This is a genomic window from Streptomyces sp. NBC_00461 (assembly GCF_036013935.1).
GTDB lineage: Bacteria > Actinomycetota > Actinomycetes > Streptomycetales > Streptomycetaceae > Streptomyces.
Window position 1 is genome coordinate 4,808,254 of the sequence record NZ_CP107902.1, and the last position, 14,317, is coordinate 4,822,570.

General features: G+C 69.8%; 12 protein-coding genes and 2 tRNA genes. 10 read left to right on the forward strand and 4 right to left on the reverse strand.

Annotation, left to right across the window (positions count from 1 at the left end):
- The first annotated feature begins 122 nt into the window (after window positions 1–122).
- The 5 genes from OG870_RS22530 (at window position 123) to OG870_RS22550 (ending at window position 3,911) form a co-directional block, all read left to right on the forward strand.
- The gene (locus OG870_RS22530; protein WP_266517416.1) at window positions 123–374 is read left to right on the forward strand and encodes a hypothetical protein; all 252 of its coding nucleotides are present in this window, start codon (window positions 123–125) and stop codon (window positions 372–374) included.
- 342 nt (window positions 375–716) lie between these two features.
- Window positions 717–1,691 (forward strand): threonine ammonia-lyase, encoded by a 975-nt coding sequence (locus OG870_RS22535; RefSeq protein WP_266583219.1) that lies wholly within the window; start codon window positions 717–719, stop codon window positions 1,689–1,691.
- Between the two features lie 92 nt (window positions 1,692–1,783).
- On the forward strand, window positions 1,784–2,002 hold the full coding sequence (locus OG870_RS22540; protein ID WP_266583216.1) for a hypothetical protein: 219 nt from the start codon (window positions 1,784–1,786) through the stop codon (window positions 2,000–2,002).
- A 97-nt stretch (window positions 2,003–2,099) separates the two neighbouring features.
- Window positions 2,100–2,324 carry a hypothetical protein gene (locus tag OG870_RS22545; protein WP_266517423.1) on the forward strand — a complete coding sequence of 75 codons (225 nt, stop codon included), beginning with the start codon at window positions 2,100–2,102 and terminating at the stop codon, window positions 2,322–2,324.
- 78 nt (window positions 2,325–2,402) lie between these two features.
- Window positions 2,403–3,911 carry a DUF4246 domain-containing protein gene (locus OG870_RS22550; RefSeq protein ID WP_327691323.1) on the forward strand — a complete coding sequence of 503 codons (1,509 nt, stop codon included), beginning with the start codon at window positions 2,403–2,405 and terminating at the stop codon, window positions 3,909–3,911.
- 177 nt (window positions 3,912–4,088) lie between these two features.
- On the opposite strand, the gene OG870_RS22555 is transcribed toward OG870_RS22550, so the two are convergent.
- Window positions 4,089–4,514 carry an SCO4402 family protein gene (locus tag OG870_RS22555; protein WP_327691324.1) on the reverse strand — a complete coding sequence of 142 codons (426 nt, stop codon included), beginning with the start codon at window positions 4,512–4,514 and terminating at the stop codon, window positions 4,089–4,091.
- A gap of 372 nt (window positions 4,515–4,886) precedes the next feature.
- Between OG870_RS22555 and OG870_RS22560 the strand changes: the two genes are divergently transcribed.
- A complete protein-coding gene (locus OG870_RS22560) occupies window positions 4,887–5,717 on the forward strand; it encodes a hypothetical protein (protein WP_327691325.1) in 831 nt (276 codons plus the stop codon).
- A complete protein-coding gene (locus OG870_RS22565) occupies window positions 5,714–6,088 on the forward strand; it encodes a winged helix-turn-helix domain-containing protein (protein WP_266517441.1) in 375 nt (124 codons plus the stop codon). The genes OG870_RS22560 and OG870_RS22565 overlap by 4 nt, the downstream gene beginning before the upstream one ends.
- A 416-nt stretch (window positions 6,089–6,504) precedes the next feature.
- Here OG870_RS22565 and OG870_RS22570 read toward each other — a convergent pair.
- Window positions 6,505–6,577: transfer RNA gene (locus OG870_RS22570), tRNA-Arg, on the reverse strand.
- 189 nt (window positions 6,578–6,766) lie between these two features.
- Window positions 6,767–6,857: transfer RNA gene (locus OG870_RS22575), tRNA-Ser, on the reverse strand.
- A gap of 188 nt (window positions 6,858–7,045) precedes the next feature.
- Between OG870_RS22575 and OG870_RS22580 the strand changes: the two genes are divergently transcribed.
- Window positions 7,046–7,510, forward strand: coding sequence for an SSI family serine proteinase inhibitor (locus OG870_RS22580; protein WP_266517487.1), 465 nt, complete (start codon window positions 7,046–7,048; stop codon window positions 7,508–7,510).
- A gap of 247 nt (window positions 7,511–7,757) precedes the next feature.
- Entirely contained in the window at window positions 7,758–11,960 is a 4,203-nt protein-coding gene (locus tag OG870_RS22585) for a hybrid sensor histidine kinase/response regulator (protein WP_327691326.1), read from the forward strand.
- A 69-nt stretch (window positions 11,961–12,029) separates the two neighbouring features.
- Here the strand turns inward: OG870_RS22585 and OG870_RS22590 are convergent, their stop codons facing one another.
- On the reverse strand, window positions 12,030–12,608 hold the full coding sequence (locus tag OG870_RS22590) for a TetR family transcriptional regulator (RefSeq protein WP_266517492.1): 579 nt from the start codon (window positions 12,606–12,608) through the stop codon (window positions 12,030–12,032).
- A gap of 131 nt (window positions 12,609–12,739) precedes the next feature.
- On the opposite strand from OG870_RS22590, the gene OG870_RS22595 reads away from it, so the two are divergent.
- Window positions 12,740–13,936 carry an MFS transporter gene (locus tag OG870_RS22595; protein ID WP_327691327.1) on the forward strand — a complete coding sequence of 399 codons (1,197 nt, stop codon included), beginning with the start codon at window positions 12,740–12,742 and terminating at the stop codon, window positions 13,934–13,936.
- Window positions 13,937–14,317: the final 381 nt, after the last annotated feature.

Here is a 14,317-nt window from a genome sequence, read left to right on the forward strand (position 1 = left end):
ACCGGTTGAGCCGGAGCCACGGATGGCAGACCCGGGAAGCGGTGCGGGAGATATCGGATTAGCCTCCGAAATGAGCGCAAAGTGGATCTTTCGTGCGCGCTCGACTCAACCAAGGAGGAGAAATGCGCAAGCTTCCCAAGGCTGCTGCGGCAGCCGCCATCCTCGGTATCTTCAGCCTCATAGGCACGGGCACCGCTTCGGCCCAGGGCATGGATGGCTCGCATGGCGGCGGGTGCAAGTCCCACGACATGAACATCGACATCCTCGGCCAGGTCGGTGTCCTCAACGGCCTGTTGGGCAACGCGCTCAACGGCGAAGGCAACCCGGGTGCGCAGGTGGCGCCAGTCGGTTCACACTGCGAAGGCGGTTGGTGAGCAGCAGGAATCGCATCACGTAGTCCATAAATGGGTCTCGGTGTCCGGGCAACCGGCCCGGCACCGTGCCCCGTCTTGACGCGTGGTCTTTCCGTCGCCGACCAATTCCTCGAAGTGGATGCGCAGTTAGCCGTCGGCGCCGCTCCTCCGCCCCACCCGCAGTACAAGAGGCCCCGGATCACTCCGGGGCCTCTTGTCGTGTGCGCTCCACCGGACTCGTTCCCGGAGACCTCACCGAGTCCCGCCTCGTCGGCTGCGGCGGACAGGACCCGTCGGCGGCGAGAATCGTTCGCGGGCCTTCACCCGGGTGGAACAGCGACGGCGGCGCTACGCTGCTGCGCCATGCAGGAGACGCGCCTCGACACCGCTCGGATCCGGGCGGCTCGCCGGGTGATCGACCCGATTTTTCTCGACACTCCGCTGTACCGCTGTGAGGCGCTGGAGCCAGGCCTCGGGTGCGCGGTCAGCATCAAGCTCGAAACGGCGAACCCGGTGCGCAGCTTCAAGGCCCGCGGCACGGAGCTGGTCGCGAGCCTGCTCGCCGAGAAGGGCTCGCGGGCGGCGGTGTGCGCCAGCGCGGGCAACCTCGGCCAAGCCCTCGCCTGGTCCGGTCGCGGCCGGGGACTCGACGTCACCGTCGTGGCCTCCCGCTTCGCGACCACGGCCAAGCTGGACCGCATCCGCGCACTGGGCGCTCGGCTGGAACTGGTCGACGGCGACCACGAGATGGCCCGCGACCGGGCGGCGGCCATCGCACGACACGACGGCATCCGGCTGGTCGAAGACAGCCTGGACATCGAGACCTGCGAGGGCGCGGCGACCATCGGCCTGGAACTGGTCGACACCAGGCCCACGTTCGACACCGTTCTGATCGCTCTCGGCGGCGGGGCGTTGGCCACCGGTGTGGGACATGTGGTGAAGGCCTGCGCGCCCCACGTCGAGGTGATCTGCGTCCAGCCGCTGGGCGCACCGGCCATGACGCACTCGTGGCGCCGACGGCACGTCGTCACCACCGACTCGACCGACACCATCGCTGACGGCGTCGCCGGGCGACGTCCCATCCCGGCCGTCCTGGACGACCTCCTCCTGGTCGCCGACGACGCCGTCCTGGTCCGGGAGGAGTCGATCATCGCGGGTATGCGGATGCTGTTCACCCACGCCGGCCTCGTCGTCGAACCGTCGGCCGCGCTCGGTATCGCGGCGATCCTCGAAGACCGTGACCGCTTCGCCGGCCGCCACGTGGCCACGATCGTGTGCGGCGGCAACGTCGACGTGGACGCCTACAGGCGCTGGGTCGGCCCCGAAGACGTTCGGTGACTTCGATGGCCTTCGACGACCTGCGACAACCTTCGACGACCCTCGACGACCCTCGATGGACGAATAAATCGAACACATGATTGAATCCGGCCATGCGACCGTTTCCCGCCGACCTCACCCGGGCGCAGCAGGAGTGGAGCGCCACCTACCGGCAGCTCGCCGAGCGGCCCGGCCGCACCGAGCTGCGCCGACGCCTGCACCAACTGTCGGCTCACCTGTACTTCCACCCCTACTGGCAGCAACGAAGGCCAAGCCCCGCAGCATGGTGGGAACTGCGTGACCTGGGACGCCCGAACCGGGACATGCCTTGAGCGGCCTCAACGCGCCGCGTTCCGCCACCCGGACGCCGAAGGCCCTCGGATGACGGGCCGGAATGCGGGACCGTACATCCCGGATGATCCTGAAGACATGTCCGGACCGATTCGCGTGATCGTCCATCCGCCGTCACCCACGGGCGGCCGACGCGTGCGCGTGGACGGCGAGATCCTCGGCCTGGCCCACAGCGTGGTCGACCTGGCGGAGTTCCTCCGCCGGGCCGGCCTGGAGATCGACCCTGCCGAGGTCGCGGACGCACAGTGGATCGACTGGCGCGGAGTGGGCCCTGACCACTGGGGCCCGGAAACCCCCAGCTGACGCCCCATCACCCGAGCGGTGTCAGTCCGCTGAAGTATCCTTCCCGCCACCGCACACCGACTGGGAGGATCAAGAGAATTGACGGGCCTGCCTGCTTTCCCGCTGCCGTTTCATGCTTCCCGTTCCATATCGTTCGCGACACCCCGAACGCTGAGGGAACTTCAGATGATGCAGTGCAGCGCCCATATTCGGGCGAAGCCGGGGTGGTTCGACAAGATGAACGATGCCGACATCGTCGCCAGATGGACGCAGGAAGCAGTCGCCCAGGGCCTCACCGAAGCGCAGGTTCGCTACGTGCTTGCCGAACTCCTGCATTACGCCGCGCTGCGGGACGAACGAACCGGCGTCGAGGTGTCGGCCGTCGACGGGGTGTGGCAGTCGGACACACTGGTCGACGACAAGCTCAGATCCCGGCTGCGCGAGGCGGTTCAGGTTCTCGAAGAGGTCCCCGAAGCAGAACGGGACTGGCATCCCGGATCCGACGGCCAGGTACTGGATCTCGTTCATCCCTCACTGTTCTGCCTGGTGAGAGAGGTGAGCGGTGCGCACGAGCGGGCTTGGCAGAACCCGACGGACCGTTACTCGAAGTACGAATTCTCCGAGAAATTCCAGTGGCTGCCCACGGACGTCGACATCAGTGACGACGGCGACGCCACCTTCCGTTCGTACGTCAACAACGTCCACCCCGAGACACATCGCGAACTGGCCTCCGTCCTGCCGGACTTGTTCGCGCGCCTGCGCCCGCTGCTGGAGAACGTACTCACCGATCTGCGCCACCCGCGGCCCCTGCGGATCAAGGTCGATCCTTTCGGGTGGTACGACTCGGAGCCGGAGTACCCGAACAAATCCTCCTACAGTGATCACGCGGCCTACACGGATGCCCTGAGCGCATGGGACGATGCTTACGAGAACTGGCGGGAAAACCGCCGCCCGGCCATCCCGGACGCCCCGGCCTTCACCCCGCCCGAGTTGCCCGATGAATCCGCCCGAGTCGACCTGCGCGGCCGCCGTCTCCAGGTCATCGTCAAGCTCGCCACCATTCATCTCACCCCGGACAAGCCCGAGTACTCCGGCGGTTCCTGGCATGTCGAGGGAATGATGAACGAGCGGATTGTCTCGACCGGCATTTACTACTGGGACAGCGAGAACATCACCGAAAGCCGGCTGAGTTTCCGGGCGGCACTCGACGACCCGCACTACGAACAGAACGACGACGACGGCCTGCGTGAGGTCTATGGCCTGGAGGACGAAGACGCCCTGAACCAGATGCTGGGATCGACCTCGACCCCAGCGGGCCGCTGCCTCGCATTCCCGAACATCCTGCAACACCGCGTCGACTCATTTCGCCTCACGGACCCCACCCGCCCGGGATATCGCAAAATTCTCGCGTTCTTCCTGGTCGACCCGTCAGAAAAGATCGTCTCCACATCCGACGTACCACCACAACAACCATGGTCCGACACCTCGACCATGACATTTGAACAGGCCAAGAACTACCGCGAACAACTCATGCAGGAACGCAAGTTCTTCGTCGACGAACACAACGAGCAACTATACGAGCGAGAATTCTCCCTCTGCGAACACTGACCCTCTCCCCTCCTGAACACGCGCAGGTCAGGAGGGCGAGAACGGCCTGGACGACGCCGCCGACGCGGCCGGTGGAACGTCTGGCCCGCCGGAGTCGCCAAGGCGAGCATTCATGGCGAATGTGCTGTACTCACGCTCCTCCCTGCTTGCGACGCCTGAGGCTCACGGTGAAGACACCTATTTCTCATGCGGCGGCTCGTCGCTGGACTTGGCCTGCAACAACGTGGCAAGTTCGCTCAGATCGTTCGCCACCATGACCTGTGCGAGACGCCCCGCGACGGCCACGACCTCGGGCCATGCGGATGCCTGCATGTACTCAGCGTCGGCGTCGTTCGGGGCCTCAGCCGCTGAGGCATTGAGCGCGACGCCCAGTTGCCGCATGAGAGAGACCTCTTCCTCGGTCCTCAAGCTGATGCCGAGGTAGTGCTCGGGATGGTCTGCATCGCAGAAGTCATCGAAGAGCGTGTGGAAAATGTGGTCCAGGTTCTCGAAAGATGACGGGTTGAGCCACACGTCCCGTTGCCACGGCGGATTCCCGAGAGCCAGGACCGCCGGCACAAGGTGGACTCGGAAGTCTGCTATGCGCTGACTGTCCTCGCTCACGGGCTTGAGGCTGGCGCTCCCGACCTCCAGGACCGTCGGCACTTTCCCCAGACCGGCTCAACGGCAGAGCTCCCACAGCTTCCGTCAGACGCTGAGCTTCGCAAGTTTGGGTGTTCTGGCGGGGGTTGCTGCGCTGACCCGTGAGGGAGCGGCACTCCAGCGCTGGGCGTGCCCGCGGCCAGTCCCCGCTGTTCCCGAGGTTCCCCGTACTTCCCCGCACGATCTCGGCGCGGGAGGACCCCCTGGTGCCGCCCGTACACGGCTTACTCTTGATCGCCATGTACTTTGTGTTGCAAAGTTGGGTCTCCGGCGAGCGACCGTCCGACGATCCGCTGACGAGCGCTGCCAGAGCTCCGACCGCAAGGGGGACAGATGGGAACATCCGCACAGAGCAGCGCGGAATCGGAACCGAGGGCGGCCGCGGCCGCCTTGTTGGCTGCGACCGAAGGCCTTCGAGTCAGAGCCCGCACGCAGACGAACGGCTCATGGACTCCTCTCCTTGGCTTCGGGCTCCTTTCACTGGCGGCTGCCCCGATCGCCCGGTACGCCTTCAACTTCGGAGCCCACGGGCGCGACATCGGGTCCTATCCAGCTTTCGCCTACGCCGAGCTGACCGGCCTGTGCGTCGTCCACGAACCAGGAACCCCTTGCCTGAAGGGCGACTTCGACGGCGCCGTACTGCGCTTCGCGGCCTGGGGCGTGTGGTTCGCGCTCCTCCCCCTCGCATGGTTCGCCTTCGCCCGCTGGTACCGCCTGCGTGGCGAGGCCCGGGGCATCGTCCCCCGACGCGGCATGTGGGTGCGCGTGACGGGCACAGCCGCGACATTGATCACGACAGCCCTGGTCGCGCTGCTCTTCGGCAGGGACCAGCCGTGGGAGGCCGTGCTGCTGGAGAACAGCTACGCCTCCCCGTGGTACCTGGTTGGCATCGGACTCCTCGCCCTCGGCGTGGTCGAACGCAGTTGGATCGCCGCATCGGCCGGCACCGCCCACGCCCTGCTGCTCACTGGGTACCTGGGAGCCTCCTGGGGCAGCGGATGGCTGCCGTGGCAGCACCCCGCCCACCCAGGCTGGGCCGACGGACCGCAGGCCAAGGCCCTTGTGCTCGCCGCCATCCTGCTCCTCGCCGGTCCGTGCGAGTGGGCGGTGGTCCGCCGCCGGGGCGAGCCCGGCTCCGCACGTGCGGGTACGGTCGTCTCATGAGCGCCGAACGCTCCACCGCTGCTCGGGACAACCAAGAGGGGCTGCATCCGACACAGGCGCTGGATGACACCGTCCATCAGCGTGTACGGCTCGGCGTCCTCACCGTTGCCCGCGAAGCCGACCGGGTCGAGTTCAGCTTCCTGAAAAAGCAACTGGCCGTCACCGACGGAAATCTCTCCCGGCACTTGAAGGTGCTGGAGGAGTCCGGAATGATCACCGTGGAGAAGGGCTACGCCGGTCGACGCCCCCGAACGTGGATCAGCCTCACCCGCGAAGGCGCACAGGCCCTGGACGCCGAACTCCGCGCCCTACGTGCACTCGTGCTACGCCTCGAAACTCCCCGTCCCGTGCCCGACGCCCCCGACAGGTGATCACCGCGTGCGCTGGTGTACGTCTCCGTCCGGCGCCGTTGATGTCAGCAGTGGATGTCAGCCATGGATGTCAGAAGCTTCTGATGATCCGTAGGATCGGGCAACCTCTCCTGCGTGGGCTCCGCCCTTCTTCGAGCTGATCGCTGGCACCCGCATGATCATGGAAGGCCTCGGCCGCAGCTCGATCCGCATGACCATGGACATCTACACGTGCGTGTGGCTCGACTCGCAGCGCACCGCCATCGATCGCGTCGGGGTTGCGCCGAGGGGTGACGACAATGGACCACACGACAACGGCGCGGCCGGTGCCCCCGTAAGCGTCTGATCCACCCCGAAAGGCGGTTGCCGTCAAACACCGCCGTCAAGGCAAAAGCCAGAGGCCCTGTGGATTGCTCCACAGGGCCTCTGGTCTGCTGTGCACTCGGCAGGATTCGAACCTGCAACCTTCTGATCCGTAGTCAGATGCTCTATCCGTTAAGCTACGAGTGCTTGTTTTGTTTTCTTGCCGATCCTGGTCCTTTCGGCCCGCTCGCGGCGACAGGAAGAACATTACATGACTGCCGCCGCCATGTGAAATCCGTTTGGTGCACCCCTTGTGAGCTGCGAAAACACCTTTGTGGGCGGTCTCGGGAACGACGAAGCCCCGGTCGGGTGGACCGGGGCTTCGGTGATCATGCGCGGAGGCGGAGGGATTTGAACCCTCGATGGGATTGAAGTCCCAAACCGCATTAGCAGTGCGGCGCCATAGACCGGACTAGGCGACGCCTCCCGCACAGCCGCCCGCGCGAGCGCGAGTGGTGCGTGCAGATGATGACACAGTCGAGCGTGCTGTCACCAATCGACTCCTACGGTACTAGGCAGGCGGGCCACAGGGCAAAGTCCTTCTCGGCCGCGCCGGGCCGCTGTCGCTGGTGGGGGTGCGCGCAACGTCCTGGCGGGTGATGCGTTAGGCAGCGCATGTTGCTCGCCCGGTTCCTGGTCGTCGCCGCCACCGCCGCCGCCTCCGTCGTGCCCGCCGCCGCCCACGCCGACGCCGGCCGCCTCACCCTCGCGCCGCCACCCGTACAGGACGAGGACCGGGGCGGCGACCGCCTCACCGTCACCGTCCAGCACGCGGGCGACGGTACGGACGGGACGTATGTGCTCTCCTGCCATCCCGGAGGCGGCACCCATCCCGACGTCAGCGCTGCGTGCGACGCCCTCGATCACCGCACCGTGTGGGGCAGGGACACCTTCGCGCCCGTGGCCGACGACAGCGTCTGCACCATGCAGTACGGCGGGCCCGCCACCGCGCATGTCACCGGGACCTGGGCCGGGCGGCCCGTCGACGCGTCGTACGACCGCAGCGACGGGTGTGAGATCGGCCGTTGGGACCGGCTCGTGCCGTTGCTGCCCGATCTGCGGCCGCAGGGGCTGGCGTAGAAACGGCCGGCGTTCGGGACGGTCGTAGGGCGGACTCCGTAAAAGTCCGGCGAAGGTCTCGCGCAGGCATGCGCAGGCCAGGGGATGCGGTCACATGTTCTACGTCACTTCGTCGTGCGACCTCCCTCTCATCCGGCGTCGCGAGCGGAACCACTGCGCTTAGACTCCCTCGCGTGACACGTCGCGGGCAGGTTGGCAAGATGGCCCGAGCGGTCGGCAAGGTGCGGTAACAGGGAGGAAGCGTCTCGTGAGCAGCAGGCCATCCCGAGGCGCTGCTCGCCTCGCAGCCATACTGGACGCGCTGCCCGATGCGTTGGTGCTGGTCAACGCCAATGGGACCGTCGTCAACGCGAACACCATCGCGCTCGAGGCCTTTGAAACGCCCGGGACCGCACTCGTCGGACGGGGGCTGCTCGACCTGCTGCCGCAGTTCGACTCCAAGCTCATCCCGGGGTCCATGCGGCGGCCCGATCACATGGACCCGGCCGGGCGGACCAAGCCGACGCGGATGATCGCGCGGCGGACCGACGGAGTCGAGTTCCCCGTCGAGGTCACCAGCGCCAATCTCGAGAACGGCCAGCAGGCCTACGACGGTTACGGCTACAGCGGCGACGAGCTGCTGATGCTCGTCGTACGGGACCTGACCGGGACCGTGGACACCGAGGCCGAGCTGGCGCGTTCGCAGCGGCAGACCGAGATGATCCTGCGGGCCGCGTCCGAGGGTGTGGTCGGGACCGATACGGATGGGCGGATCGTGCTCGTCAATCCGGCTGCCGCTCAGATACTGGGTTATCGGGCGAGTGATCTCGGTGGCAAGGAGCTGCACGACCTCGTGCTGCACTCGCGGCCCGACGGAACGCCGTTCCCGTACGCCGAGTCGCCGCTCGCCGACACCCTGCGCTCCGGGCGCAAGCACCGGGTGCGCGGGCAGGTGCTGTTCGCGAAGGGCGGGGACAAGGTCTCCGTCGACCTGACCACGGCGCCCGTGCGCGACGGCGACCAGCTCGTCGGTGCCGTGATGACCTTCGCCGACCGGCGGCCGTACGACACGCTCGCCGAGGAGAAGGCCGCTGACGACAAGCGGCACGCCGAGGAGCTGGAGCGGCTCGACGAGGAGCACGCCTCCGAGCTGACCGCCCTGCGCCAGAAGCACGTCGCCGAGCTCGAGGAGCTGCAGGAGCAGCACGAAGAGGAGCTGGCAGCCGGTGAGGACCGGTATGCCGCGCTCGGTGAGCGGGAGAAGGACCGTTACGAGGCGCTCGCCGGGCGGCACGAGCAGCTGCTCACGCTGCTGGGGCGGTCGTTGCGCGGGCCACTGGACGAGTTGCGGCGCGAGCTGGCCGCCCTCGCCTCCGACGACGCCGGGCAGCTGTGGCCCGAGGCCAATCAGGTGCTGCACCATCTGTCGGCCGGTTACTCCCGGATCACCACGCTCATCGACAACGTCCTCGGCTATCAGCTGCTGGACACCGGGAGCGAGCAGATCCACCGTACGAAGGTCATGCTCGACGCCGTCGTCGCCGCCGGTGTCGACGGGGCCGTCGAGCTGATCGGGCCCGGCCGGGTGCAGTTCGCCGTGCACGCGCCGCCCATCGAGGCCGAGGTCGATCCGCAGCGCCTCGCGAGTGCGCTCGCCCACCTGGTCGCGGACGTCGCCGGCGTCGACGCGACCGGCAACGCGCCCGTGTCGGCGGGCGGTTACATGGACAACACGGTCGTGGTCGCGGCGGCGCAGCGCGGTGAGGTCGTACGGATCGAGGTGCGCGGGCCGTACGCCGGGGGAGACCCGGTGCACGAGCCGATCGTGCGCGGGATCGTGCGCGCCCATGGTGGCGTGCTGCAGACGCATGACGTGCCCGGGATGAGCGGCAGCGCGTACGTGCTGGAGGTGCCCATCGGGGGCGGGGCCGGGGCCGTCGTGGCCGACGGCCCGGTCGAGGGTTCGGGTGCCGACGAGGACGCCCTGTCCGAGCAGGCCTCGGGTGGCGGGCGACGGCGCGCTCGGCGGTCGTCCGTCGACGCGTTCCTGGAGAGCGAGGCTCCGGGGGAGTCCGGTGACCCGGCCGACGCTGGTGACGGGGAGACCGGTGTGCCCACCGGACGGCGTCGCAGGCGCGCGGTCGAGGAGTCGGCGGCCGCCGCGGCCTCGGCCACCGGTGCCCTGGAGGTTTCCGGCGGTACGGGGCGGCGGCGTGGGCGGTCGGCCGAGGGTGCCGGTGGCGGTGCCGGTGACAGTGCTGCCGAGGGTGCCGTCGTCATGGCCGGCGAGCATGGCGCGGGGACCGCGGCCGTCGGTACGGGCCTGGGCGGGACCGTGCCCCCGCAGGGCGTGCCCGCGCCCGGCGGCCGACGTGCGCGACACGGCGGTGAACAGCACGCCCTGCCGGCGGCGCTGCCCGCGGCGGCAACCCCTACACCTGCCGACCGGTCCGCGCCCGGCGAGAACGCCGAACCGCCCGGGCGTCGCCGCCGCGCTCTGGCCGCCGCGAACGAGCGCGCCGCCGCGCAGGAGGCGGCCCCCCGCTCTGTGTTCGCCCTGCCGCCTGCGGAGGCGGACCGGGCGTCGGAGGGTACGCAGGGTACGGAGGCTACGCAGGGGACGGTGCCGTCGCCGGTGCCCGCTCCCGTACCGGTCCAGGCACAGGCACAGGCACAGGCACAGGCTGCCGGGTTGGTGCAGGCTCCCGTGCAGGCACAGATTCCGGGTCAGGCCCTGGTTCCGGGGCAGGTGCCGGCTCAGGGGCAGGTGCCGGTTCCCGTTCCCGTTGAATCGGCAGTGCCTGTTCAGTCACAGGTCCCGGGCCGGCCGCAGGTACCGGCGCGCCCGCAGCTTCCCGGCCAGGGTGTCCAGGAGGGGTCCGGTGACGTCCAAGCCGACGACGGACGCCACGACGCCGTGCCGCACGACCAGTCCGGCGACCACACCCCGCCCCAGCCCCACCCCACGAGCGCGCCGACGGGCCGCCGCCGTCGTGCCGTCGCACAGCCGGGTACGCCGGAGGCCGGTGGGCAGAGCGTCGGACAGGGGGCGCCGGTTCAGCAGGCCGCGCCCGTTCCCGCTCAGGTGACGCCCGGTCAGCCGGTGCCCGCGCAGGCCCCGCAGCCCGCTCCGGCCGCCTCCGGCGCCCCTCTCCCCCCGGAAGCCCCCGCTGCACGGACACCAGGGCAAGACCAGGGACAGGGACAGGGCCAGGGCCAGGGACAGGGACAGGGACAGGTACCCGGACAGGTACCGGCGCAGGCACGTCCCGCCCAGCCTCTCCCCGCCGAAGCAGGCGCAGCGGCCGCCGCACCGGTCGCTCCCGCCGCCCCCGTCGACCCGAACTCCACCCAGGGCCGGGCGATCAGTGTCCGGACCTTGGGGCAGGGCGTGCCGTTCACGCGGCAGGCAGCGCAGGTGCAGCAGCCGTCGGCCACACCCGCCCCGCACAACCCGAGCGGGTCCGGCCGGCGTCGCAAGCTCGGTACGCGGACCGATCCCGCCGCCGCGGCCCCGGAGCAGGCAGCCCGTCAGCATCCGTCGGCCGAACAGGCGCCCGCACAGCCCCAGCCGCAGCCGTCGTTGGCCGGGCAGTCCCGGCTCGCGCAGATGACGGAGGGCACCGGGCGGTCATACGCCATAGGTGCGCCGGACGAGAACGCCGCCGAGGGGCCCGAACCGCTGGACGGGCCGGGCGGGGCCGTCGAGGTGGCGGACCCGCCGCGGCCGCAGCCGATGGACGACGAACTGCCGCCGGAGCCGCTGGACAACCCGCGGCGGCTGCTGGTGTGGCCCGCGCCGGACGTGACGACCCAGCAGGCGCTGAGCGACCGTGGCTACCGGCCCGTGATCGTGCACTCGCGCGAGGAGGTCGACGCGCAGATCGCGGCGTTCCCGGCCGCGCTGTTCGTGGACCCGCTGACCGGGCCGATCACCCGTACCGCGCTGCAGTCCCTGCGGCAGGCCGCCGTCGCCGCCGAGGTGCCGGTGATGGTGACCGCGGGGCTCGGACAGGCGACGCGCGAGGCGGCGTACGGTGCCGATCCCGCCGTACTCCTGAAGGCTCTTGCGCCGCGGGACAGTGAGCAGCACCCGCCGCGGGTGCTGTTGATCGAGGAGCACGCGGAGATCGCGCTGGCGCTGACCGCGACGCTGGAGCGGCGCGGGATGCAGGTGGCGCGGGCCGCGAGTGATGCGGACGCGGTGACTCTGGCGGGGCAGTTCAGGCCGAACCTGGTCGTGATGGACCTGCTTCAGGTGCACCGGCGCCAGGCCGGGATCATCGACTGGCTGCGCGCGAACGGGCAGCTCAACCGCACCCCGCTCGTCGTCTACACCGCCGCCGTCGACCAGGCCGACCTGCCGCGGCTGGCCTCCGGCGAGACGGTGCTGTTCCTCGCGGAGCGTTCCACGAGCGGCGAGGTGCAGAGCCGGATCGTGGACCTGCTGTCGCGGATCGGGACCAACTGACCGACCGGCCGACCTATCGGCTGGCCGGCCGATAGAGCGAGTGACGGACCAACCAGGAGTCCGCGCGGTTCACTTCGCGACGAGCCTGCGTGCCGCCTCCTTGATCGAGGCGCGCAGGCGGTCCTGGTCGGTGTCGTCGGCGCCCACCAGGACGCGTCGCATCTGCGGGACGACGGTGGCCCAGTTGGCGATCGCGACCAGCAGGAACAACAGGTCCCGGGCGGGCATCACGTCGGTGATGACACCGCGGTCCTGACCGTCCTGGACGGCCGCGACCTTACGGGCGTAGTGCTCCTGGCGCTCGGCCTCGTCGGGGAGTTCGGTGGTGCCGTACTCCATGCCCTCCCAGAACAGCAGGCGCAGCAGTTCGGGGTGGGCGGCGTGGTAGTCCAGCAGGCGGTCGATCCAGCCCTCGATGTCGTCCGGGTCGACCGGGACCGAGACGGCGAGATCGACCATGCGGTTGCCCAGGACCTGCGTGAACAGCTCCGCCTTGTTGCCGAAGTAGGCATAGATCAACTGCTTGTTGGCCTTGGCCGCGGAGGCGATGCGGTCGATGCGGGCGCCCGCGATGCCGTGGCGGGCGAACTCGGCGACCGCCGCCTCGAAGATCCGGGCCTTGGTGGCCTCGGGGTCTCTGACTGCCATGGGGGCAGGGTACCTCTCCGGCTCCGGTAACCAACTATTTGGTTGACAGGGAATCCGCAGGCCGCGCAGACTGTTCCCCTTCCAACCAACCAGTTGGTTGTTGAAGTCGACTCGAAGGAGTCCGTGCGCTCATGCCGTCCGTCACCGCAGCCCGACCGGCCCTGGCCTCCGCCCAGGAGGCGGGAGGCGCGTCCCGCCTTCTCCTCCCGCTCATCGCCCTGTGCACGGCCGTCACCGCAGCCAACATCTACCTCGCGGCGCCGCTGCTCCCCCTTATTGCCCACGACTTCGGCTCGACCCCCTCGGCGGTCGCCTGGATCGCCTCGGTCGCCCAGTTCGGCTACGCGGCCGGCCTGCTCTTCTTCGCCCCGCTCGGCGACAGCGTGAACCGGCGCCGCCTGGTCGCCGTCCTGTCCCTGGTGACCGCCGCGGCCCTGGTCGTGGGCGCCACGGCCGCCGGGACCACCGCGCTCGCGGCCGCCGTCCTGGTCGCCTCGGCGGCGACCGTCGTTCCCCAGCTGCTCGTCCCGCTGGTCGCCGCCCGCGCTCCCGCCGACCGGCGCGCCCGCCATGTCGCCGCCGTCATCTCCGGCCTGTTCACCGGCATCGTGGCCGCCCGGGTGCTCGGCGGACTGGTCGGCCAGGCCTTCGGCTGGCGGGTGGTCTTCGTGGGCGCGGCCGTACTGACGGCCGTGCTGGGCCTCGCGACCGCGCGCGTTCTCCCCGTGGAGGCGCGTCGCCGCCAGGGCCCGCTCTTCTCCGGCCTCGCCGCCCTGCCGTCCGTCGTCCGCAACTCCCCCGACCTGTGGCGCGCCTGCGTGCGCCAAGCAGGGATGTACGGCGCCTGGAGCGCCCTGTGGACCTCACTCGCGCTGCTGCTGACCGGCGGATCCTACGGCCTGTCCACCGCTGCCGCCGGTCTGTTCGGCCTCTTCGGACTGGCGGCGAGCGCGGTGGCACCCCTGGCCGGGGGCCTGGTCGACCGCTTCGGCGCCGCCAAGGTCGTACGGTCCGCGTATCTGCTCGCCGGCGTGTCCGTGCCGCTGTTCTGGCTGGGCGGGCACGTCCTCGCGGCCCTGTTCGTCGCCGCGATCGCCATCCACGCGGCCCTCGTCGCCTCCCACGTCGCCAACCAGACCCTCGCCCTCACCACCACCTCGACCCCGGCCACCGCCAACAGCGCCTACGTCGTCGCGGGCTTCGCCGGCGGCGCCTCCGCCTCCGCCCTCGCGGGCCTCGGCTTCAGCCACTGGGGCTGGGGCGGAGTGTGCGCGGTGGCGGGGCTGTGGCTGGCTCTGGGGTGGGCGACGACTGTCGGACGGCGGTGAGGGTCGTTGGGAGGCGGCGAGGGTCGTCGCGCGTGGGTAAGTCGTCGTGCGGCGGCGAGGGGCGTAGTGCGTGGGTAAGTCGCCGTGCGGCGGCGAGGGGCATAGCGCGCCTGCGGTAAGTCGCTGTGCGGGCAGGGAGACGCGACGTGCGGCGCCAAGGGGCGTCGGACGACGGTGCCCGGGCGGCCGCCGCACCAGACGGTGCCCGGTCCGCCGTACGAGACGGCGCCGGACGGCCGTACGAGACGAGGCCCGGGCTTGTCGTGCGAAACGGTGCCCCGACTGCCGTACGAGGAGGCTCCCGGGCTGCCGTACGAAAGGTGCCCGGGCAGCCGTACGAAAGGTGCCCGGACAGCCGTACGACGGCCTCGCAACCGTGGG

What these genes read in the sequence shown, in the direction of transcription:
- OG870_RS22530 (WP_266517416.1), top strand. Translation starts at nt 123, where the DNA reads ATGCGCAAGCTTCCCAAGGCTGCTGCGGCAGCCGCCATCCTCGGTATC.
- OG870_RS22535 (WP_266583219.1), top strand. Translation starts at nt 717, where the DNA reads ATGCAGGAGACGCGCCTCGACACCGCTCGGATCCGGGCGGCTCGCCGG.
- OG870_RS22540 (WP_266583216.1), top strand. Translation starts at nt 1,784, where the DNA reads ATGCGACCGTTTCCCGCCGACCTCACCCGGGCGCAGCAGGAGTGGAGC.
- OG870_RS22545 (WP_266517423.1), top strand. Translation starts at nt 2,100, where the DNA reads ATGTCCGGACCGATTCGCGTGATCGTCCATCCGCCGTCACCCACGGGC.
- OG870_RS22560 (WP_327691325.1), top strand. Translation starts at nt 4,887, where the DNA reads ATGGGAACATCCGCACAGAGCAGCGCGGAATCGGAACCGAGGGCGGCC.
- OG870_RS22565 (WP_266517441.1), top strand. Translation starts at nt 5,714, where the DNA reads ATGAGCGCCGAACGCTCCACCGCTGCTCGGGACAACCAAGAGGGGCTG.
- OG870_RS22580 (WP_266517487.1), top strand. Translation starts at nt 7,046, where the DNA reads ATGTTGCTCGCCCGGTTCCTGGTCGTCGCCGCCACCGCCGCCGCCTCC.
- OG870_RS22590 (WP_266517492.1), bottom strand. Translation starts at nt 12,608, where the DNA reads ATGGCAGTCAGAGACCCCGAGGCCACCAAGGCCCGGATCTTCGAGGCG.
- OG870_RS22595 (WP_327691327.1), top strand. Translation starts at nt 12,740, where the DNA reads ATGCCGTCCGTCACCGCAGCCCGACCGGCCCTGGCCTCCGCCCAGGAG.